This window comes from Rahnella sp. P4_A8 (assembly GCF_056402435.1).
Genome location: NZ_JBFUHK010000034.1, coordinates 1 through 19,179, shown reverse-complemented (window position 1 = coordinate 19,179; position 19,179 = coordinate 1). Strand labels below are relative to the sequence as shown.

Annotated in this window: 25 protein-coding genes; 8 read left to right on the top strand and 17 right to left on the bottom strand. The window is 50.5% G+C overall.

From position 1 onward, the window contains the following. The first annotated feature begins 187 nt into the window (after positions 1-187). The 3 genes from AC1DUO_RS16290 (at position 188) to metQ (ending at position 3,111) form a co-directional block, all read left to right on the top strand. Complete coding sequence (locus AC1DUO_RS16290; protein ID WP_013577939.1) at positions 188-523, top strand: DMT family transporter; 336 nt, start codon at positions 188-190, stop codon at positions 521-523. Between the two features lie 319 nt (positions 524-842). Then, entirely contained in the window at positions 843-2,054 is a 1,212-nt protein-coding gene (locus AC1DUO_RS16285) for an MFS transporter (RefSeq protein ID WP_013577938.1), read from the top strand. Between the two features lie 244 nt (positions 2,055-2,298). Continuing rightward, entirely contained in the window at positions 2,299-3,111 is an 813-nt protein-coding gene (gene metQ, locus AC1DUO_RS16280) for a methionine ABC transporter substrate-binding lipoprotein MetQ (protein ID WP_037033147.1), read from the top strand. A 71-nt stretch (positions 3,112-3,182) separates the two neighbouring features. On the opposite strand, the gene AC1DUO_RS16275 is transcribed toward metQ, so the two are convergent. The 3 genes from AC1DUO_RS16275 to AC1DUO_RS16265 form a co-directional block, all read right to left on the bottom strand. Then, complete coding sequence (locus AC1DUO_RS16275) at positions 3,183-3,521, bottom strand: hypothetical protein (protein WP_225444951.1); 339 nt, start codon at positions 3,519-3,521, stop codon at positions 3,183-3,185. 155 nt (positions 3,522-3,676) lie between these two features. Continuing rightward, positions 3,677-4,012, bottom strand: a complete 336-nt coding sequence (locus tag AC1DUO_RS16270; RefSeq protein WP_014416585.1) for a nuclear transport factor 2 family protein — start codon at positions 4,010-4,012, stop codon at positions 3,677-3,679. 125 nt (positions 4,013-4,137) lie between these two features. Continuing rightward, positions 4,138-4,317 carry a YodC family protein gene (locus AC1DUO_RS16265; RefSeq protein WP_013577934.1) on the bottom strand — a complete coding sequence of 60 codons (180 nt, stop codon included), beginning with the start codon at positions 4,315-4,317 and terminating at the stop codon, positions 4,138-4,140. A gap of 134 nt (positions 4,318-4,451) precedes the next feature. Between AC1DUO_RS16265 and AC1DUO_RS16260 the strand changes: the two genes are divergently transcribed. Further along, the gene (locus AC1DUO_RS16260; RefSeq protein WP_013577933.1) at positions 4,452-4,883 is read left to right on the top strand and encodes an OsmC family protein; all 432 of its coding nucleotides are present in this window, start codon (positions 4,452-4,454) and stop codon (positions 4,881-4,883) included. Between the two features lie 62 nt (positions 4,884-4,945). Here AC1DUO_RS16260 and AC1DUO_RS16255 read toward each other — a convergent pair whose 3' ends face one another. Next, a complete protein-coding gene (locus AC1DUO_RS16255; protein WP_014416584.1) occupies positions 4,946-5,293 on the bottom strand; it encodes a type II toxin-antitoxin system RelE/ParE family toxin in 348 nt (115 codons plus the stop codon). A 40-nt stretch (positions 5,294-5,333) separates the two neighbouring features. After that, positions 5,334-5,564, bottom strand: coding sequence for a type II toxin-antitoxin system prevent-host-death family antitoxin (locus AC1DUO_RS16250; RefSeq protein ID WP_013577931.1), 231 nt, complete (start codon positions 5,562-5,564; stop codon positions 5,334-5,336). Positions 5,565-5,788: 224 nt separating this feature from the next. On the opposite strand from AC1DUO_RS16250, the gene AC1DUO_RS16245 reads away from it, so the two are divergent. Next, positions 5,789-5,986: a hypothetical protein gene (locus AC1DUO_RS16245; protein WP_013577930.1), complete on the top strand. Its 198-nt coding sequence runs from the start codon at positions 5,789-5,791 to the stop codon at positions 5,984-5,986. Positions 5,987-6,144: 158 nt separating this feature from the next. Here the strand turns inward: AC1DUO_RS16245 and AC1DUO_RS16240 are convergent, their stop codons facing one another. Together AC1DUO_RS16240 and tehB are read right to left on the bottom strand one after the other, a co-directional pair. Further along, positions 6,145-6,417 carry an ElaB/YgaM/YqjD family protein gene (locus AC1DUO_RS16240; protein ID WP_013577929.1) on the bottom strand — a complete coding sequence of 91 codons (273 nt, stop codon included), beginning with the start codon at positions 6,415-6,417 and terminating at the stop codon, positions 6,145-6,147. An 82-nt stretch (positions 6,418-6,499) separates the two neighbouring features. After that, positions 6,500-7,099: a tellurite resistance methyltransferase TehB gene (tehB, locus tag AC1DUO_RS16235; protein WP_014416582.1), complete on the bottom strand. Its 600-nt coding sequence runs from the start codon at positions 7,097-7,099 to the stop codon at positions 6,500-6,502. 205 nt (positions 7,100-7,304) lie between these two features. Here tehB and AC1DUO_RS16230 point away from each other — a divergent pair, with 205 nt between their 5' ends. Next, positions 7,305-8,546: a diguanylate phosphodiesterase gene (locus AC1DUO_RS16230; RefSeq protein ID WP_112151504.1), complete on the top strand. Its 1,242-nt coding sequence runs from the start codon at positions 7,305-7,307 to the stop codon at positions 8,544-8,546. Positions 8,547-8,656: 110 nt separating this feature from the next. Here the strand turns inward: AC1DUO_RS16230 and AC1DUO_RS16225 are convergent, their stop codons facing one another. The 6 genes from AC1DUO_RS16225 to AC1DUO_RS16200 form a co-directional block, all read right to left on the bottom strand. Further along, positions 8,657-8,914 carry a biofilm development regulator YmgB/AriR family protein gene (locus AC1DUO_RS16225; protein WP_014416580.1) on the bottom strand — a complete coding sequence of 86 codons (258 nt, stop codon included), beginning with the start codon at positions 8,912-8,914 and terminating at the stop codon, positions 8,657-8,659. A gap of 99 nt (positions 8,915-9,013) precedes the next feature. Then, on the bottom strand, positions 9,014-9,349 hold the full coding sequence (locus AC1DUO_RS16220) for a biofilm/acid-resistance regulator YmgB/AriR (protein ID WP_223510022.1): 336 nt from the start codon (positions 9,347-9,349) through the stop codon (positions 9,014-9,016). Beyond that, positions 9,330-9,623 (bottom strand): hypothetical protein, encoded by a 294-nt coding sequence (locus AC1DUO_RS16215; RefSeq protein WP_013577924.1) that lies wholly within the window; start codon positions 9,621-9,623, stop codon positions 9,330-9,332. The genes AC1DUO_RS16220 and AC1DUO_RS16215 overlap by 20 nt, the downstream gene beginning before the upstream one ends. Positions 9,624-9,806: 183 nt before the next feature. Beyond that, positions 9,807-10,046 (bottom strand): regulatory protein YcgZ, encoded by a 240-nt coding sequence (gene ycgZ / locus AC1DUO_RS16210; RefSeq protein ID WP_013577923.1) that lies wholly within the window; start codon positions 10,044-10,046, stop codon positions 9,807-9,809. 171 nt (positions 10,047-10,217) lie between these two features. Beyond that, positions 10,218-10,760 (bottom strand): GNAT family N-acetyltransferase, encoded by a 543-nt coding sequence (locus AC1DUO_RS16205; RefSeq protein WP_112151505.1) that lies wholly within the window; start codon positions 10,758-10,760, stop codon positions 10,218-10,220. 27 nt (positions 10,761-10,787) lie between these two features. Beyond that, complete coding sequence (locus AC1DUO_RS16200; RefSeq protein WP_037033142.1) at positions 10,788-11,702, bottom strand: LysR family transcriptional regulator; 915 nt, start codon at positions 11,700-11,702, stop codon at positions 10,788-10,790. A gap of 114 nt (positions 11,703-11,816) precedes the next feature. Between AC1DUO_RS16200 and AC1DUO_RS16195 the strand changes: the two genes are divergently transcribed. Then, a complete protein-coding gene (locus tag AC1DUO_RS16195) occupies positions 11,817-13,205 on the top strand; it encodes an MFS transporter (RefSeq protein ID WP_119262395.1) in 1,389 nt (462 codons plus the stop codon). Further along, on the top strand, positions 13,202-13,591 hold the full coding sequence (locus AC1DUO_RS16190; RefSeq protein WP_013577919.1) for a hypothetical protein: 390 nt from the start codon (positions 13,202-13,204) through the stop codon (positions 13,589-13,591). The genes AC1DUO_RS16195 and AC1DUO_RS16190 overlap by 4 nt, the downstream gene beginning before the upstream one ends. Positions 13,592-13,647: 56 nt before the next feature. On the opposite strand, the gene AC1DUO_RS16185 is transcribed toward AC1DUO_RS16190, so the two are convergent. From AC1DUO_RS16185 to AC1DUO_RS16170, 4 genes are all read right to left on the bottom strand, one after another. After that, the gene (locus AC1DUO_RS16185; RefSeq protein ID WP_013577918.1) at positions 13,648-14,919 is read right to left on the bottom strand and encodes a c-type cytochrome; all 1,272 of its coding nucleotides are present in this window, start codon (positions 14,917-14,919) and stop codon (positions 13,648-13,650) included. Between the two features lie 15 nt (positions 14,920-14,934). Next, positions 14,935-16,704 (bottom strand): GMC family oxidoreductase, encoded by a 1,770-nt coding sequence (locus tag AC1DUO_RS16180; protein WP_013577917.1) that lies wholly within the window; start codon positions 16,702-16,704, stop codon positions 14,935-14,937. A 45-nt stretch (positions 16,705-16,749) separates the two neighbouring features. Next, entirely contained in the window at positions 16,750-17,475 is a 726-nt protein-coding gene (locus tag AC1DUO_RS16175) for a gluconate 2-dehydrogenase subunit 3 family protein (RefSeq protein ID WP_013577916.1), read from the bottom strand. A gap of 490 nt (positions 17,476-17,965) precedes the next feature. Then, positions 17,966-18,988: a LacI family DNA-binding transcriptional regulator gene (locus AC1DUO_RS16170; RefSeq protein WP_049804370.1), complete on the bottom strand. Its 1,023-nt coding sequence runs from the start codon at positions 18,986-18,988 to the stop codon at positions 17,966-17,968. Between the last annotated feature and the right edge of the window lie 191 nt (positions 18,989-19,179).

The following is a 19,179-nucleotide window of genomic DNA, read 5'->3' as shown; positions in this document are numbered from 1 at the left end:
AAGCGGGAGAAGCACACCGGCGTTGTGACAGGGCGCTGACATAATAATTTCCGGCCATTCGGAGTATTCGTACCCGGTTATTTTTATGACAACAGTAAAACCCGGCATGATTGCCGTTAAGACGGTTTAATGTAAGACTCTGTGGGGTAATGTTTTATTTTTATAAATCTCATATTGAGAAGGTCTTATGTTCAAAATATATCTCATCCTTGCTGTTTCTATCTGCGCTGAAACACTGGCGACGACTATGATGAAGGCGTCTGATGGATTCACCCGGTTAGTGCCGAGCGTCATTGTGGTCGTCGGTTATGCCATCTCCTTTTATGGACTTTCTCAGGTCGTTAAAGTGATGAATATCGGCATCGCCTACGCTATCTGGGCAGGCATGGGGATTTTCCTTGTTTCGGCCATGTCATTCTTCATCTACAAACAGCGGCTTGATACTCCGGCGCTGATTGGCATGGGCTGCATCGCTGTCGGCATTATGATCATCCAGCTTTATTCTAAATCTGTGTCGCATTAACCCTGAAACGCTCTTTCCCCGTCACGTTATTCGCCGCCGCATCCGGCGGTTGATCTCTTTTTCTGCAATTTAGTTACAACATACTTATATGTGGAATCATTTCCTGTCCGCGTTATCTGTATGTGCCTTTTCCGTTTGAACCTCCGCGCGCCTCTGCAGCCTGCATCGCAGGCGGAGACTGGCTTATCTGGCAGGTGCATAAGAAATACCCTGGCAGTCATTATGAAAAGGGCTTGACCCTGTGATGGTGATCACGTTTATTACGTTCAAATACTAAAACAACACCTTCGAAATAATTCACCTTGCTAAGGATCATAAAATGACTGAGTGCTCATCGCTGGACACCCGGCCAGAAACTTCTGCATTCCGCCGCTGGCTGGCGGTTTTCTCACTGGCCTGCGGCACCTTCGCGCTGGTTAATACCGAATTTCTGCCGATCGGTTTACTGTCGCCCATCGCGCAATCTCTGGGTGTCACTGAAGGGCATGCCGGTCTGGCAGTGATGTTGCCCGGTTTAGTTGCCGCGATTTCTGCGCCGCTGATCATGCTGTTTGCCCGAAAAATGGATCGCCGCACCTTATTATTATTGCTCTCCGCGACGGTGATCGTGGCCAACGGTATCGCCGTGATGGCGCAGTCATTCAACATTCTGCTGATCGGACGCATAATTCTGGGCATCGGTGTCGGTGGTTTCTGGTCATTTGCTATTCCTTCCGGGCGGCGGCTGGTGTCAGAGGAGCAGGGCGCCCGGGCCATTTCGCTAATCACTGCGGGCGTGGCGGTCGGCACGGTCGCAGGTGTCCCGGCGGGCGCCTTTATCGGGGATCTGTTCGGCTGGCGCATGGCATTTATGCTTAACGCCGTGCTGGCGCTGGCGTTTTTCGTGCTGCAATGGCTGGCGCTGCCTTCGCTGCCGGCACAACACTCTATCGGCCTGCGTGCGATGCTCAGCGTCACGAAAGTCGCGGGGATCCGCTACGCACTGATCATTGGCGTATTTATGGCAGGCGGTCATTTCGCGGCATATACCTACCTCGAGCCGTGGCTGCGGTTTAGCCTGCATCTTTCAGCCAGCAATATTTCTTTGTTACTGATGGGCTACGGTGTGGCGGGGTTATTAGGCACGCTTACCACGGAAATTACTGTCCGTGAGCTCGGTGTAAAGAAAGCGTTTATGCTAAATATGCTGCTGCTCAGCGCCTCGGTGCTGGTGTTGTCGCTGTTCCCGGTGCCGCTGGCGCTGGCCTGTGCACTGGTGATCCTCTGGGGACTGGCGTTTGGTGCGCTGCCGGTGTGTCTGAATATCTGGACGTATCAGGCGTCGCCTGCGTTGTTTGAAACCGGCTCGGCGTTGCTGGTGTGTGTCTTCCAGACGTCGCTGGCGCTGGGCGCATTGTTCGGCGGGATCCTCGCTGACAGCGCGGGCGTAAGCAGTGCCTTCCTGCTCGGCGGTGTGCTGACATTGCTGGCGGGCATCACCATTTTCCTGTCCCGCCCGCAACCTGCGGTATTACACGCGGCGGGCAAATGATCGGTTTACGATCAGGAAATCTTTCCACATAAGAAAATCCTCCTGCCGGAACCTGCATACAGCAGGTTTTGTCAGAGATAAGGGGAATAAAACTCAACTGTTGTTGAGTTTTATTTCCGGCAGTATTCCCGCTCTAGGTTATTTCTTTTTCGTATTTGCGCATCCCGACAGGCTTTGAAACACTGAGCATCTTCAGCGATGCTGTTTCAACCTTTTAATTATTCACGGAAAGAGTAAAACCGTTATGCGCATAACACTAAAATTTTCAGTTCTGGCATTATCTCTGGTGGGCGCACTGGCGCTGAGTGCCTGTGATCAAAAATCGCAGGAAAACCACATTAAAGTGGGTATCAGCGCGGGTATCGATCAGCAGATGTGGGAAACCATCAAAAAGACCGCCAAAGACAAATATAACCTTGATGTGGAAGTCGTGACCTTCAACGATTTCGTGTTGCCAAACTCGGCGCTGAGCAGCGGCGACATTGATGTAAATTCGTTCCAGCACCGTCCCTATCTGGATAAGCAGATCAAAGAGCGGGGCTACAAGCTGGTGGAAGTGGGGAAAACCTTCGTCTATCCGATTGCAGGATACTCCCGCAAGATAAAATCCATTGATCAGCTCAGCGATAACGCGCAGGTTGCGGTGCCTAATGACCCGACTAACCTTGGACGTTCGCTGTTATTGCTGCAAAAAGAAGGTTTGATCAAACTGAAAGAGGGCGTAGGTTTGCTGCCGACGTCTCTGGATATCATTGAAAATCCAAAGCATCTCAAAATTGTTGAGATCGAAGCGCCGCAACTGACACGCGCCATTGATGACGACAAAATTGAACTGGCGATCATCAATACCACTTATTCAGGACAGGTCGGGCTGACGCCGGGCAAAAATGGCCTGTTTGTCGAAGATAAAGATTCACCTTACGTGAATATCATCGTGGCACGTGAAGATAACAAAGACAGCCAGGCCGTGAAGGAGCTGGTTGAGGCTTATCAGACGGATGCGACAGTGAAAGCGGCGGACGCTATCTATCACGGGGATGCGGTGAAAGGCTGGTAATGCGGGCGGGATGGTAGAGCAATCATTGAGTCCTGAGATTATAAAATCCCAGGATTCAATGTCTGATTCTGTTAAATATCGTTGAGCATCTGAGAACGCTGATTCATGTTATTGAACACGGCGCTTTTAACTCGGGCACAGATAAGTGTCTGCTTATCTTTTAATTCAAGCGCAAACATTTCTTTGGAGTCTTTGTTAATCAGCGAAGCATTGGTTTTATAAACTGCATATGCGTCGTTGAGCTGACTAAATTGTTGCTTATAAACATTGAAAGCTTGTTTATCCAGCGTCTGAAGTGCCCTGAACTCACTGTAGCAACGGGTATTCAGTGCTGACTGATCCTGCTCAGTGTTTTTAACTGTTGGCTGCGCGCATCCGCTTAAAAATGCGGCGGCAACAAACACAGACATCCACGTAAAAGGCTTATTCATTATGGCCGGTCCCTTGATCAGATTATTCTCAGTAATTTCCGACCACTATATTCAGAATTTTACATAATTGGAAATTATGATTGAGGATATCCATCCGCAACCAATGAATACTTCCAGTCACAAAAAATGCATGATTATTCAAAATAGAACCAGGCTGTCTTAATCAGCCCGTTTTCGACTTCAAACACGGCAATGCTGTTGACGGGGGTCTCATAAATTCCGTAGATCATTTCATGGTCAAATACTTTATTGCCCAGCACGGTTCGTGAGATCAGCTCAGCACGTAATGCGCTGTTGTTGAACCGGTGGTTTTTATAGAACGTTCTGAGTGCGTCTTTCCCCTCTAAGGAAGGCAGCATATTGGGCATGCGATAGGCGGTAAAGTCTTCGCTGTAGCAGGCGGAAAAGGCATCGAGATCGTGGTGGTTATAGGCCTGAAACTGTTTCTCTACCGGAATGCTGGCGTCCATGTATCATTGTTCTCGTGAATTATTATTTAATAATATCGAATATTAATTCATGTTGTGCTTTTTGGCAATCTGACGAAAACAAAAAGGCCACCGTGGCAGCCTTGAGGGATAAATTGATGGAGTGATCAGCACACGCCAAAATCGCCGTCTTCGTGATACAGATCCACGGTGTCGGCTTTTACTTCAATTTCAGTGGCAGAAAAGTCGTCCGTACGCGAGCACCACAGCGTGTCGCCTTCAACACGACGGACGATCATTTTCGGGCCGCCGGTTTTGGACTGAACAACATCTTGCGGTTTAAACATGCTTTATTCCTCGGTTATCTATTTTGTTGTGATTTATAGAAAAGTTACCCGCAGACCGCATAGCCCGGCCATCCTCGCGGATCACCGATCAGAAGCTATACTTAACGTTAATGTAATGCAAACCGGAGGAAAATATGACCATTCATAAGAAAGGACAGGCACACTGGGAAGGCGATATTAAACACGGTAAAGGTTACATCTCTTCTGAAAGCGGTGCCCTGAAGGAACAACCCTATGGATTCAACACCCGCTTTGAAGGTAAGCCAGGCACTAACCCGGAAGAACTGATTGGCGCGGCGCACTCAGCCTGCTTCTCCATGGCGCTCTCGCTGATGCTCGGCGAAGCGGGGCACACGCCGGAAAGCATCGATACTGTCGCAGATGTTTCACTCGATAAAGTGGATGGCGGCTTTGCGATCACCAAAATCGCGCTCGACAGCAAAGTGAAGTTGCCAGGCATCGATAAAGATAAATTCGATGAAATCATCAAAAAAGCCAAAGCTGGCTGCCCGGTTTCACAGGTTCTGAAAGCCGAGATTACGCTGACGTACCAGCTGGAAAACTGATGATTTAACAGAGGATGACGCGCTGAAAAAAGCCACGCGATGTTTGCGTGGCTTTTGCGTTGTTAGCCCATGATCAGCTTTTTAAACAGCAGCGCCTGAACATTTTGCCGCTGCGAAAGCAGCACATAGACAGAGATCAAATTTGCCGGTTCATCATAGGTATATATGATGCGATAACCGCTCAACGTACTGCATTCGCGATACTTGATAATCCCCAGCGCTGCAAGATCAGGTGAAACCGGGCAGGACAAAGGAAATACTTTCACTTTTGTTTCAAACTCATCTAATACAGCGTTGATGATCTTTAAAGGGTCGTTTCCCTGTAAGGTCTGGAACGAAGCGATTTCATCAATGGATAGCTTTACAGTTTGCAGGTACTCAATCGTAATTTTACTTTTCGTGGCAGACATAAATTGATCCCAATAATGAGCCGATGAGATGAGTGACTCATCAGTAGAGATCTGCTAACAACTGTTCCCTCGTCAATGTCCGGCCTTCAGCTTTATCATTTTCTGCCAGTGTCAGCAGCTTGAGTAAAGCGATGGTTTCATCCCTTTTTTGCCTGTCTTCATAGGATTCAATCACATAAGCCGGTTCACCATTCTGAGTGACCAGTATAGGTTGTGATAAATCAAGCGCAGCGGCATGCTTCTTCACGAAGCTGATGGTCTGTATTTGCATGTTTTACTGCTCCTGTCGAGGCTTCGGTCTAAATATAGGTCTTTTACAGACTGCTGACAAGGCGGAATTTCTCCGCCTCAGGCTATGCCAGCCGGATGCTGGATACCCTTAACCCTGATAGAAAAATGCGATCCCGGCTGTGCCCGAATTCTGACAAATGCCATTACATCAGCTATAGATACTGAGCGTTATCTGAAAAATTCGAATAATTTACCGGGGTCATCATGAAGGACGAAAGCGAAAAGACAGGCCTGATCGGGCTGGCCATTGGTGCGGCTGTTATGGGGTTAATTTCCAGCGGAACGATTATTAACCGGGAGAGCATCATTGATGAACTGCGGCGGCTCGGGCGTAAAAAAGGGGACGGTGTGGAAGATGAAATTTTCGTCAAAGCCGCTCAGCTGGTCGGTAAAGGGCAATGATTCACGCAAGCTGGCAAAAAAATACCCGTCAGGGGAGACGGGTATTGGATTTGCTACAAGGGGAATGTCTGAATAATCTGTAGATTGCTACAGAAGACAAGATCATACCCTCTTTTTGTTAATAATTTGTGTAGGAGAAATCTGTTTCTCCCGGACGGTTATTTGCGGCCTAAAAGTAGCCCCAGAACCACGCCAATCGCACCGGCAGCAATCAATCCCGACAGCGGATTTTCTTTGATTTTATCCGCCACGTCAGAAACTGCTTCACTCGCCTGCGCGGAGTATTTGCGTGCAGCACCTTTAAGCTGATGTTTCGGAGAGTCAACAAAATCTCCAAATTGCTTTTGCGCTTCACCGGCAAACTGGTTAACCGTGTTTTCTACTTTATCTTCCACACGGCTAGGATCTTTATCAAAGTCTTGTGATGACATATCGTGCTCCTTTTTGGGTGGAATTTAAGTTTAGTCGAAAAGCCAGGCTATGCAGGGTTTGCCTGCGAAGGACTGATGGATATCAGATTTTTCTTGCCAGCAGCGTCGCAAACCGCAACTTGTAACGGTCTCCGTTTTCGTCGCGTTTATGCAGTTCGCCGACATCTTCGTTATATTTCACGATTTCCCAGCCGCGATAATAATCACGCAGTTCTGACGGCTTGAACGTGAACGGGAAGGGCAGCGGGCACGGATAATCCGGGCTGTCCATGGCGGCCACAATCAGGTTATAACCGCCCGTGTTGGTGGCCGCATGCATGTCTTCAATAATGTGCGGGATGCTGTCGCGTTGCAGAAACATCATGACCACGGTGGAAAAAATAAAATCATATTCACCGCTGAAACGGTGCGTGTTCAGATCAGCTTCGCTGATATTGATGTTATTCAGTGATTCCGCCGCGATAATATCATTCACTTTTGCGACGCTTATGGCGTTGTTATCCCAGCCCGTCACCTCAAACCCTTTCAGGTTCAGATACAGCGAGTTACGCCCGCTGCCACAGCCTAAATCCAGTGCTTTACCCGGCCGGACATGCTGTGCGGCGTTGATGATTTCTGAGTGGGTACGGGTCAGGCCGTATTTTTCGCTGTAAAAATCTTCTGGTGCGGGTTGTTGAGTCATGCCCTGTTTCCTGTAAATGAATAGAATGTCAGCGATTATCCTCCAAAATGGCAACCGCGCCATTACTCTTAATGGTCACAGGCCTGAGCATCACGGCATTTTTTCACCACAATATGTTAGCGAAGATAATCAATTGAGATTTTTCCGTAAATAAAATTTCTGTTATCGTGGGGTTCATAACTGAAGCCTGCCCTGGAATTTCTTAATGCTTTTAACCCTCGTCTACCGCAGCCACATCAGTGACTCTGTCCTGCCTGCTTCTCTGGAAGAGATGGTGTCGCGAGCCAACATCGGGAATGAACGCAACAGTATTACCGGTATTCTGCTTTTTGACGGAATGCACTTTTTCCAGTTGCTGGAAGGGCCGGAAGAGGCCGTCGATGCTATTTATAATACGATTTGCAGCGATCAGCGGCATAATAATGTCGTTGTTCTCATGCGTGATTACGCGCCGTCGCGCCGCTTCGGTAATGTGGGGATGGAACTTTTTGACCTCAGGCACCATCACGAAGATGTTGTCCTTCAGGCCGTGCTGGATAAGGGGACGTCCAAATACCGGCTGACCTATGAAGACCGCGCGCTTCAATTTTTGTGCACCTTTGTACAGGCTCGTGAAAAGGAAAATTATCTCGAAATTCTTCCGGCGGATTCCTGGTCTTTTATCGCCGATGAGTCACTGAAACCTGAAGCAGGATTTATCTTTCCCGAGATGAAGGATTACAGCTTTACGTATCAGCCCATTGTTGATCCACTGAGTCGCGAGATTACCTCTTACGAAGCCCGTCTGTGCGGTCCAGGTGGCTGTTCTCCGATGGAGTACTTTTCTGCGCTTTCCAGAACAACCATTTATGAAGCTGACCTGAAAACCAAAAAGCTGGCTTTTGCACTGGCACAGAAGATGGGGATCAGCGACAAAACGCTGACAATCAAACTTTTGCCTATGACGTTAGTCCGGGTACCTGATGCTATCGGATTTTTAGTTCATGAGATTACTGCTCATGGTCTGGTTCCGGAGCAGATTGTCGTGGCAATCACCGAGAACGGCGTCGTGACACGCGAAGATAATTTCGTTACAGCGTTGCAACAGCTTAAAGCCTCAGGAATGCGACTGGCGATTGATGATTTCGGCGCAGGATCAGCGGGATTGTTGTTGCTGACTCAATGCCAGCCGGAAAAGATTATGATTGACCGCAATATGATTTGTGACATTCATACCAGCGGACCCAAACAGGCCATTGTTCAGGCCATTATCAGGTTTTGCTCTTCTTTGGAAATATCGGTTATCGCGACGGGTGTTGAAAAAGCAGAAGAATGGATGTGGCTCGATGCGGCAGGGGTGTGTAATTTCCAGGGCTCGCTGTTTGCTTCACCAAGGCTAAATGGAGCACCGGTTGTCGCGTGGCCGGAAGTTAAGCAGGAATATCTGTTAACAAACCGAAATCTTTAAATATCAAAAGTCCGATAAAAGATTTCAGTAAGATTAAATGAATCAGCCGGACAAATATAAAATATTTATCCGGCTGATTCGCAAAGTCTTAACGCTACGCAGGTGATATATTATACGACATCATCATCAGGAGTGCGGTATACGACGTATTCAAGTGCCTCTAAGTATACATCCTGTTTACCCGAATCACTTTCCTGCTCAATTTTTTGAATCAGGTAAAGAATAATATCTTTATGGGTTACCCGTTCTTTCCGATTTTTTAAATTATTATAAATACGGATGACAGTTTCATTTCCGACCAGAAGTTCCGGGTCTTCTGTCAGAATATAATCAGCTAATTTGACATGAGTATAAGACACATCTTGCATTTTGATACCCTCCGCACTTGCTGTTTATGAGTGAAGTCACGTTCGGTTTTCAAAAATGAACGTGAAATTATTAAATATAATAAATCTAATCAGCCGGGATCAGACGCCGGAATTTTCGGGTGTCATACCCACAACCATTTCCAGTGCACTACGCAGAATATCCAACTGCACCACATCGGATGTGCATTCAAGCTGTGTAATCAGGTGCAATATAATGGCTTTATTTGTCACTTTGCCTTGTTCGGCCAGAATGACGCGAATAGCGGCACCCAACACTTCGGTTTCACTCAAAAACAGTTCGCCCGCATTGTTGAAATAGTTATAAACATCTGAGTGATAAACAGAATCTGTCATCGTCTGGGATGGGTTTGAATTCATCGCATCGCCCTGATTTAGCGAATGATTCTTTGATGAATCAATGTCTTTTCTTGTCATCGGACGGCCCTTCAGCATTGAAAAAGTGTCGTACATTATCGACATCCCGCACTTCGTAGGTAATTCGCGCACGTTTATCAGCCAGATCATGGCGGATCTCATTAATAATCCGCTCGCAGGCACTTTTCCGATTTATGTTGTCAGCACTTGCAGCCATAAACTGTAATTGTGCGATGAGTCTGTCAGTCGATATCGGGTTCTTCGATTTAAGCAAGGAAATTACGGCCTCACCTATCAGCTTATCAGTCAGTCTTTCTTCATTACTTCTGTACATATTAGCAGCCTCTGAATATATGCCGGCCAAAGTTCTTGGGCAGATTAGCTTCAGGTTCAGAGTTGGTACTTTACGCCTGAGGGCATAAAATTTGGTAGGCTGTGAATTAATCAAGCCCGCATAATATGTCGAACTGAAATGCTATGAAGCCAATCTTTGCACTATAATCTTAATCAGGGTGGATCATGAATCTCGTTCAAGTACCAGACGGATAAGCTTCATATAATGCTTTTCCTCTTCTTCACTTCCAGCCGCTTCAACACGATTTAAAAGTTTTGAACATAAAGCTTTGCGATTGAGGTTCTTTCCTGCCTCAAGAATTTCAACAACAACGCGCCCCATTGTTTCCTCTTCAGAAAAGACCTGACTGTATAAGGAATGAGACGTGTCCGGGGCCATTCCGTTGTGTCTGTTCTGACGCATAATTAACCCTTATGTTAATAGATGTGTGAGTAATGATTGCCTGTGTGACTATAAAGTTATACAAGATATAGAAAGTTGTACAGGTATTTTTAGAAAAAAAAAGCTAGCAATGCCTGAGACTCAGAATTTTCCGATCTCAGGCGGGGGACGATCGCCCAAGGTGGTTTTATGTCAGCTGAACGATGGGCCGCTGACTGTGCGCGGGTTGGTCTGCCGGTAAAGGTAACTGCCCGTGCCATGGAGCGGATCGCCCTCAAAACCCACTTTCTGCATGCCGATTTTTTCCAGAACGCGCTGTGAAGCCAGATGATTTTCACGTACGGTAGCCGAAATCCGCGGTATGCCCAGTTTCTCAAAACCGGTGCTGAGCGCTGTGCTGGCAAACTCCGTTGCCAGTCCTTTTCCCCACGCTGTTGTCGCAAAGCGATAGCCAAGAAACACACGGTGATTTTCGTAGCCTTCACGGATACCCAGCCCGCCGAAACCGATAATCTGATCCGGTTGATGATTGTGCGCAATGGCCCAGTGCCCGTAACCATTATCCGGCCATTCCCTCAGCCAGTTGTTCAGTTTTTCCTGTGCTGCCGCGATGTCCGGCAATGGCCCGCGCGGGTTAAAAAGATTGGTTTTCGGATCGCCGTAAATAGCAAAAAACGTGGGAATATCCTCAGCCGTAACAGGCCGGAGCAGCAACCGTGATGTCTCGATGATCATAATGAATGTTTCCTCCCGTGAGCTGAGTTAAATCTTAGCTTGGGCGGGGAACTCCGCCAGCCGGCTTTGCAGAAAATCAATAAAGCTTCGCACCTTTTCAGGCACGTGACGGGTGTTAGGATACAGCGCGAAAATGCCCTGTGGCGGAAAACGGTGACCGGGCAGCACATGGCATAAACGCTGTGCGTCGATTTCCGGCTGCACCAGCCAGTCCGGCAACAGCACGACGCCTGCACCTGCCAGTGCAAAGGCTAACAACGCCGAGGCGCTGTCGGCCACAATGGCGGGCGGCGTCGTCACGCGAAACGGGTTTTGCTTTCCCTGAGCATCAGTGACCGGCCAGCTCATAGGTAACGGCAGACGGCTGTGAGCGATCCACCGGCTTGCGGCCAACTGGTCCGGCGTACTGATGTTTCCGTGTTCGCGCAAAAAGGCCGGAGATGCCACCGGCAGTATACCGAAACGCCCGAGTGCGGCGGCGTGATGACTAGAATCAGTCAACTGGCCGAGACGGATCGCCAGATCAAAACGTCCGGCGATCAGGTCGTCGTGATGTGAAGAGGCGACGTGCTGAATGCGCAGTTGCGGATGCAGTGCAGAAAACGCCGCCAGCGCCGGAACCACCACGCGCGCGCCGTATTCCGGTGTACTGGTGATCCGCAACTGACCGCTCAGGCCAGCGTGATCACGACGCACGTCGTCGAGCACCGCTTCGGCTTCCTGCAATAAATCCTGACAGCGTTGATAAAAGCGTTCGCCTGATTCCGTCAGTGCCAGCCGCCGGGTACTTCGGGTCAGCAGTGCGACGCCAGTTTCACTTTCCAGTTGCTTCACATTAAAACTCACTACCGCTTTGGTCAGCCCGAGGGAGACTGCTCCGCCGGTAAAACTGCCTGCGTTAACCACCGCGACGAAAATCTCCAGCCGCTGTAAATTCAGCATCCTGTGCGTCCTTACTGTCAAAATAATTTTGACAGTGTAACTGCACCGCGTCCGTTTATCCGTAAGAACTTCTCCGTTACATTGCCCGCCTTTACCCATTGTGGATGCGTAAGAATGAGTCACAGGGCGCGGGTTGCCGCAGTGTATTTGCTCGGTTTTTTCGTTGATCTGATCAACATGTTTATCGCCAATGTGGCGTATCCCGGCATTGCACGGGAATTTCAGGCACCAGTCAGCGCGCTGGCGTGGGTCAGTACCGGATATATTCTGGGGCTGACACTAGTTATTCCGCTCAGCCGCTGGCTGGCGGGGCGTTTCGGTGCGCGGCGGGTGTTTATCCTCTCGCTGACGATTTTTATGCTTGCCTCACTCGCTGCAGCGGGCGCCGCAAGCCTGATCACGCTGATTGGCTGGCGGGTTTTGCAGGGGCTTGGCGGCGGATTGCTGATCCCGCTCGGGCAGACGCTGACTTATGCACTGTACCGCAGCCATGAACGCGCCCGGCTGTCTGCGGTGATCATGCTGGTCGGGCTGCTGGCACCGGCGCTGTCTCCGGCTCTCGGCGGCATTATCGTGGACAGTTTTAGCTGGCGCTGGGTGTTTATTGCCAGCCTGCCGCTGTCGTCGCTGGCCTGGGTTCTGGCACTGTGCTGGCTGCCGCAAACGCCGCGTGAACCGGCAGGGAGGTTCGATCTGAAAGGATTTGCGCTGCTGAATGGCGGGCTGGCGCTGGTGCTATGGGGGCTGACATCTCTGGGCGAAAACAGTGAATGGCTGAGCGGCAGTGCATTATTCGTGGCCGGTGCAGGGCTGATGACGATGTTTGTACGGGCATCGCGAAAACACCCTGAGCCGCTGCTGGATCTGACGCTGATAAAAGATCCGTTATTGCGCACCGGCATGCTGATTTATCAGTGTATTCCCGGCGTGTTTACCGGCGTCAGCCTGATTGCCATGCTGTATCTGCAGAATGAACACCACTTCTCGGCGGCGCAGTCGGGCGGGCTGATGTTGCCGTGGTCACTGGCGTCATTTGCTGCCATCAGTTTTACCGGCAAAATGTTTAACCGGCTCGGGCCGCGGGCGTTATTTATTCCGGGCTGTCTGATTCAGGGCGCGGGTATTGGTTTGCTGGCGCTGCTCAGTGTGTTTCCTGCAGCGCCGTGGCTGGCAATCGCGGCGTTTACGTTAATGGGGGCGGGCAGCAGTCTGTGCAGCAGTACGGCGCAAAGCGCTGCGTTTTTACATATCCGTACTGAACAACTGGCTGACGCCAGCGCCCTGTGGAACATCAACCGCCAGCTGAGTTTTTGTCTTGGCGTGACGCTGGTCAGCGTGATGCTGAGTGCCTGGCAGCTTTCTGTTCCGGCATTCGCCTATCCGCTGAGTTTCACCGTTGCGGCGTCCAGCGTCATTATTCCCATCATGTTGTGTCTGCGGTTACCGGGGCACGCCATTATTCTGGAACGGCTTCTACAGGAACACCAACAGGAAAAGTTATGAATCGTTTTGTGAAAGAAGTGTTTGATGCGCATGGGTTAATTCAGCGCTGGTTTTCAGACTCCGCTGCACCTGGGCAGGTTTGTGATGAACTGCTGGCGCGGTTTAGTCCGGCCTATTCGATGGTAACGATCACCGGCCACCGGCTGGATCATCCGGCATTGTGTGCTTTTTTCAGGGCGCAGCGGGGCGCGAAAAGCGGGCTGAAGATTGAGGTCGAAAAGCCGGTGGTGATTGCTGAAAGTGAAAAAGGCGCGGTAGTCGCGTATCAGGAACGCCAGCAGTTGCCCGGCCAGCCGGAAACACTGCGTTATTCGACGGTGTTATTTGTGGTGGATGCAGAAGGGAAAATTCTGTGGCGTCATTTGCATGAAACGCCCGCTGCCTGATCGCCTATAAAAAAACGGCCTTCCGTGAGGAAAGCCGTTTGAGCCTGCAAAAGTGATTACTTCGTCAGGGTTTTTCTGACTTCGCTGACGTCTTTCGCCGTCACTGCCGGTGCGTTGTTGCCCCAACCTTGACGGATAAAGGTCGACAATTGCGCCGCTTCTTCGTCCGTCAGACGGCTGGCAAAGCCCGGCATCACAAGCGTTGACGGCGCCCGTGCCGTTGACGGTTGCTGCGCGCCCGCCAGAATGGTGTGGATCAGCCCGGTCGGATCTTTCGCGTTCACAATCGTTGCCTGATCCAGTTGCGGGAAAACGCCCGGTGCACCTTTGCCGGTGACAAAGTGGCAGGCGCCGCAGTTATCCAGATACAAACGCTCGCCTTCGCTGAGGTTTTTCGCCGCCGTCAGTCTGGCTTCGGTCGCGCTGGCTTTTTGCGTGTCCTCTGCCGGAACCGGCGGGTTACCGCCCAGGAACTTGATGTAGGCCGCGATGGCTTTGAGGTCGTCATCGGTCATGTGTGCGGTACTGTTTTCCACCACAGACGTCATTTCGCCACCAACTGCTGCTTTGTCATTACGCCCTTTGCCCAGATAATCGACAATTTCCTGCTCGTTCCAGTGCGCCACGCCGCGCAGGGAAGGCACATCCCAGTTATTCAGACTGCCGCCTGCCAGGAAATCAGAGTCGCTGCTGTCCAGCGCTTTTTCGTTCATGCCGAAACCGCGGGGAGTATGGCAACTGCCGCAGTGCCCGAGACTTTCCACCAGATACGCACCCCGGTTTACCTGCTCAGAAGCGCCACCGATTGGCTGGAAAGGTTTGTCAGACGCGAATGCCCAGTTCCAGAAACGCATGCCCCAGCGCTGGCTGAACGGGAAGCTCAGATCGGTCTCAGGCGGTTGTTCTGCGCTCGGTTTTACGCCCTGCATAAAGTAAACGTAGAGCGCGTGCATATCCTGATCGTTGATTTTAGCGTAATCCGGATAAGGCATTGCCGGATACAAACGGGTGCCGTCCGGCAGAACGCCTTTGCGCACTGCATCCGAGAATTGTGCTTCGCTATAACCGCCAATACCGTGGTCTTTATCCGGTGTAATGTTGGTGGAATAAATGGTGCCCAGATTGGAGTTGATCGCCAGCCCGCCTGAAAACGCCGGTTTCCCCGCCACCGTATGACAGGCGCCGCAGTCGCCCAGACGCGCCACATATTCGCCCTGTTTGATCAGCGCTGCGTTGTCGGGTTGTGTATTGGTATCCGCCTGCGCATTCGCCATAAAACCCGCACCCAGCAGCAAGGCGTTAGCGATAAATAAACTTTTGAGTTTCATCCTGTTCATCTCCGCTTATGCCTGAACCAGTGGACCAGGGTTTTTCAGGTACTGATCTTTAATCGCCTGCGCCGCCATCAGGGTGATCGCACCAATGGTGTCCGTCGGGTTAGCCTGGAAGTTTTGCGGGAAAGCGTTACCGCCCGGCACAAATACGTTATGCACATCCCAGCTTTGCAGGAACTTGTTCAGCGCCGAGGTTTTCGGGTTATCGCCCATCACCGCGCCGCCCACGTTGTGGGTAGAGACGTATTTGGTCAGGTCAAAATGCGCGTCCATCGGCAGGAAGCTTTCGCTGTAACTGTCCGGGTTCAGCTCTTTGGTGATATTGCCCACGATGCCTTTCAGATATTGCTGCAATTTGAGTTCGTTCTGTTTCCAGTCGAAGGTCATACGCAGCAGCGGATAGCCATATTCATCTTTGTAATTCGGATCCAGATCCAGATAAATATCGCGGTAAGACTGGCAGGTGGTGGTGATGCTGATTTTCATCGAATGGCCGTACCATTCTTCCATGCCTTCTTTCCAGCCGGTGCCCCACGCAGGCGTGCCTTTTGGCAGCGAGGTGCTGATTGGCGTGCCGGTGGCCTGCGAACTGTGAATTTTCGCACCGCCGATAAAGCCAAGGGAAGGGCCGTCGAAGTTGCCCGGAGAGATATCGTTGAACATCTGGCCGGTGGCGCCTGCGGTGGCAAACGGATTGAAGTTTTTGTCTTTGAAGAACAGCGTCGAACCGCCGTTACTGAGGAACGCATAGTTGCGGCCAATCACGCCTTCTTCGGTGATCGGATTGTAAGGCTTGCCGATCCCGGACAGCAGCATCAGCCGCACGTTGCAGAACTGGAAGCTGCTCAGTACCACGATTTTCGCTGGCTGGAAGCACTCGTTGCCGTCTGCATCCATGTAGATCACGCCTTTGGCGGTTTTCTTATCATCATGCAGTTCGACTTTCAGCACATTGGCATGCACTTCATAAGAGAAGTTATCCATGCGTTTCAGCGCGTCCATCACCGCCGTTTGCGGCGACGCTTTCGAGTAGTTCAGGCACGGGTATTTACTGCAATAACCGCAGTAGTTACACGGCGCGATCTGGTTACCGTACGGGTTAGTCCAGGCGCGGGACACGCAGGCTGACGGGTTCGGGAACGGGTGGTAGCCCATTTTTTTGGTGACTTCAGCAAACATGCTGCTGTTGAGCGTGTCTTCCAGCGCAGGCAGCGGATACGGCTCGGAACGTGGCCCTTCGAACGGATCCCCGCCTTCCATAATCTGACCGCGCAGGTTACCGGTTTTGCCGGACTGACCGCAGATATGCTCAAACTTAGTGTAATACGGCTCAATTTCATCCCAGGAGAAAGGGAAATCCATGATCCGCATGTCTTCCTGCAGGATGCCTGGTTTGTAGGCTTCGTCAGCGTAAGTTTTGAGTTTTAAATCGGTCGGCGTCGGGCGAATCAATACCGCCGTCCAGTGCAGACCGGAACCACCCACGCCGGTACCCGGCGCGAATGCACCCCATTTACGGGTTGGCAGGGCGGTTTCACTCATGTTGTAACGCACGGTGACAGCGGCTTCAGCCGGCGTCGCCATGACTTTATTGCGTACCGCGTAGGCATATTCGTCCGCCGGTTTCGGGTAAGCAAATTCTTCGTAGCCGCGATCGCCGCCACGTTCGAGCGCACGAACGGTCAGGCCCGCCATCGCCAGCTCGATACTCATCAGCGAGCCAGCCCAGCCGAGGCCGACAACAACGACGTCGACTTCTGGTTTAGTTACTTTTGCCATCTTTAATCCTGTCAGTCATCAGAAAACGGTAATAGGGCGAGGCACTCAGGCACGCGCGCCCTGCAGGCTCACAGGCCCCAGCGGATACGGGACATTGTGCTGCTTAACCCACTCAGTGAAACTGGCGCGAGCGCCGGGGAAGCCGATGGCAATCCACGCCTTCATCCCTTTGTTCCCGCCGTAGATCGGGTCTGCCAGATAGCCATGTTTGGTGTCTGAAAGCAGTTCGCTGAAGAATTGCGAGGCGACAAGATTTTCTTCGCCCGCATCGGCAAATTTGATGCCGTTTTTCTGCAACTGCGTCAGCACATTGTCTTTGTCCTGATCGGCCAGTTCATGGAAGGCTTTCTGATGATTTTGCTGACACCAGGCGTTCGCAATACGAATGCCGGTTTTGTAGATTTGCTGCGGACGGAACGGGATCTGATACCCCATCGTCGCCGGAGCATGCACGTTGAACGGGCCCTGCATATAGATTTCTTCGCCGAAATCGCCGTGCATTTGCTGATCGATAAAAATCGGCACATTGGTTTCGAGTGCGCCCGGTGCTTTGCCTTTGCCACCCGCAGGGATCAGGCGGTCAGCGGCGGCCATAATAAACTGCCACTCATCGGCGCTGAAAAATATCGGTTTATATTCGAGTAAATCCGGGGCAGCCATTTCTGCAGCTTGTGCCGCTGACAGCCCTTTCATCATGATGGTCCCGACAGGCAAAGCCATCAGCGACCCAAGTAAAAACTTGCGACGGGTTGTTTTTTTTTGAAGGAGCATAGAATTACGACTCTCACATGCCTGATGTTAAGTTTGGGTTAATTATTATTATTTTTTGGGTACAAATCGATAATATCACCGCTACATCTAAAATAAATGAATAAATTCCCCATGAACTATAAGGCGGGAAATGCATTAAGGAGTTCCACGGGTTTAATTTGATTTAAAGTATCATTAAATCAATGAGATATTGATTGTTTTTATTGTGAATGGCTAAGGGGGAAATAGCATTGTTTATCAAAGTATTCTTCATGATTTTGTGGGTTGAATTTAGATCAATATAATTCCGCACGGAAAGTTTCTGTTATTTGTTGTTATGAATGTTAGCTAACATTTTTAACAAATAAGAATGAGTTTCAATTGTCTGGGTTATTTATAACCGGGAAAAATATAAAGTTGAATTAATTACGCGGACAACTCACTCCCCTGCGAAGGGGAGGGTTGGGGGTGGAGTATTATGTTTAAAACAAAAGCTGAAGTGTGCAAGGCGCTAAGCTGATTCCCGAATAACCAGTTTGTAACCCATATCAACAATAGGTTCCTCAACCGCGATGCCTTCAATTTTATCCGCCAGCATATCTGCCGCGCGGATGCCTAAATCCCATTTTTCGACGCTGACGGTGGTAATGGCAGGGCGGTTATGGGCGGCAAAATTCAGGTCCGCGAAACCGATCACCGAGAAATCATCCGGCACGCGTAAACCCTGCGATTCGGCTTCCATGATTGCGCCCTGCGCCAGGGTGTCGGAGCTGCAAATGATGGCGTCAAAGCGGTGATCGCTGGCGAGCAGTTGGCGCAGTGCCTGGCGTCCGACTTCCATATTCGCCGGACGGGAAACAATCACTTCTTTAATGTCGTGCTCAGGAATGGCCCGCAACACGCTGATTGCCCCGTTTTTACGCACCATTGCGCGGCGATCGGAAGCACAGATAAAGCCAAAACGCCTGAAGCCTTTGCCGAGGAAATAGTCACCGATGGCATTGCCGACTTTTTCGTGCGAGAAGCCAATCAGCATATCAATCGGCGTGGGCGTTAAATCCCAGATTTCTACTACCGGAATATTGGCGTTAAGAATGATTCTTTTCAGTTCCGACGTGTGATGAATGCCGGTCAGCACAATCCCGTCCGGTCGACGCGAAAGCAGGGTGGCGACAATATCGGTTTCATCTTCCGGCTCATAGCCGACAATACACAACAGCATGTGATAACCCCGTGCCGCTAACTGATCGCTGATGGCCTGCACGGTATCAACAAACATATTGTTGTTAATCTGCGGCACGACGACGGCAATGAGTTTCGTGCGGCTGGTCGCCAGACCACCGGCCAGCATATTGGGGATGTAACCGGTACTTCTCACGGCTTCCATCACGCGGGCAATGGTCGCCGGGCGCACGACTTTGGGATTGTTTAAGGCGCGGCTGACCGTCATGGGTGAAAGGCTGGCGGCCTGAGCAACATCTTCGAGCGTAGCCGTACGGGAACGGCCTTTCTGAGCATTTATTTTATTATTCAAAGCGTTGACCACTGAATTATGGCGTCAAAATAGTAATGTTTGCGCAATCATTGCCAGTTTCTCATATTGTCCCCTGCTTGGGTAAGTGTAAATGTTAACTTCTTGTTGCGTGGCCGTGCGTCTTTATCTTATTTATCCTCGCGAGTTATTTACCCAAAACGTGAAGGGAGTCATAAGGGATGGTCAAGGAG

Bases quoted from the DNA above. Each gene is read 5' to 3' on its own strand.
- AC1DUO_RS16230 (WP_112151504.1), top strand. From the start codon at position 7,305: ATGCTTTTAACCCTCGTCTACCGCAGCCACATCAGTGACTCTGTCCTG.
- ycgZ (WP_013577923.1), bottom strand. From the start codon at position 10,046: ATGCGTCAGAACAGACACAACGGAATGGCCCCGGACACGTCTCATTCC.
- AC1DUO_RS16190 (WP_013577919.1), top strand. From the start codon at position 13,202: ATGAATCGTTTTGTGAAAGAAGTGTTTGATGCGCATGGGTTAATTCAG.
- AC1DUO_RS16200 (WP_037033142.1), bottom strand. From the start codon at position 11,702: ATGCTGAATTTACAGCGGCTGGAGATTTTCGTCGCGGTGGTTAACGCA.
- tehB (WP_014416582.1), bottom strand. From the start codon at position 7,099: ATGACTCAACAACCCGCACCAGAAGATTTTTACAGCGAAAAATACGGC.
- AC1DUO_RS16285 (WP_013577938.1), top strand. From the start codon at position 843: ATGACTGAGTGCTCATCGCTGGACACCCGGCCAGAAACTTCTGCATTC.
- AC1DUO_RS16255 (WP_014416584.1), bottom strand. From the start codon at position 5,293: ATGTCTGCCACGAAAAGTAAAATTACGATTGAGTACCTGCAAACTGTA.
- AC1DUO_RS16260 (WP_013577933.1), top strand. From the start codon at position 4,452: ATGACCATTCATAAGAAAGGACAGGCACACTGGGAAGGCGATATTAAA.
- AC1DUO_RS16245 (WP_013577930.1), top strand. From the start codon at position 5,789: ATGAAGGACGAAAGCGAAAAGACAGGCCTGATCGGGCTGGCCATTGGT.
- AC1DUO_RS16185 (WP_013577918.1), bottom strand. From the start codon at position 14,919: ATGAAACTCAAAAGTTTATTTATCGCTAACGCCTTGCTGCTGGGTGCG.
- AC1DUO_RS16275 (WP_225444951.1), bottom strand. From the start codon at position 3,521: ATGTCTGTGTTTGTTGCCGCCGCATTTTTAAGCGGATGCGCGCAGCCA.
- AC1DUO_RS16175 (WP_013577916.1), bottom strand. From the start codon at position 17,475: ATGCTCCTTCAAAAAAAAACAACCCGTCGCAAGTTTTTACTTGGGTCG.
- AC1DUO_RS16195 (WP_119262395.1), top strand. From the start codon at position 11,817: ATGAGTCACAGGGCGCGGGTTGCCGCAGTGTATTTGCTCGGTTTTTTC.
- AC1DUO_RS16205 (WP_112151505.1), bottom strand. From the start codon at position 10,760: ATGATCATCGAGACATCACGGTTGCTGCTCCGGCCTGTTACGGCTGAG.
- AC1DUO_RS16290 (WP_013577939.1), top strand. From the start codon at position 188: ATGTTCAAAATATATCTCATCCTTGCTGTTTCTATCTGCGCTGAAACA.
- AC1DUO_RS16270 (WP_014416585.1), bottom strand. From the start codon at position 4,012: ATGGACGCCAGCATTCCGGTAGAGAAACAGTTTCAGGCCTATAACCAC.
- AC1DUO_RS16240 (WP_013577929.1), bottom strand. From the start codon at position 6,417: ATGTCATCACAAGACTTTGATAAAGATCCTAGCCGTGTGGAAGATAAA.
- metQ (WP_037033147.1), top strand. From the start codon at position 2,299: ATGCGCATAACACTAAAATTTTCAGTTCTGGCATTATCTCTGGTGGGC.
- AC1DUO_RS16225 (WP_014416580.1), bottom strand. From the start codon at position 8,914: ATGCAAGATGTGTCTTATACTCATGTCAAATTAGCTGATTATATTCTG.
- AC1DUO_RS16180 (WP_013577917.1), bottom strand. From the start codon at position 16,704: ATGGCAAAAGTAACTAAACCAGAAGTCGACGTCGTTGTTGTCGGCCTC.
- AC1DUO_RS16265 (WP_013577934.1), bottom strand. From the start codon at position 4,317: ATGTTTAAACCGCAAGATGTTGTTCAGTCCAAAACCGGCGGCCCGAAA.
- AC1DUO_RS16250 (WP_013577931.1), bottom strand. From the start codon at position 5,564: ATGCAAATACAGACCATCAGCTTCGTGAAGAAGCATGCCGCTGCGCTT.
- AC1DUO_RS16215 (WP_013577924.1), bottom strand. From the start codon at position 9,623: ATGTACAGAAGTAATGAAGAAAGACTGACTGATAAGCTGATAGGTGAG.
- AC1DUO_RS16220 (WP_223510022.1), bottom strand. From the start codon at position 9,349: ATGACAAGAAAAGACATTGATTCATCAAAGAATCATTCGCTAAATCAG.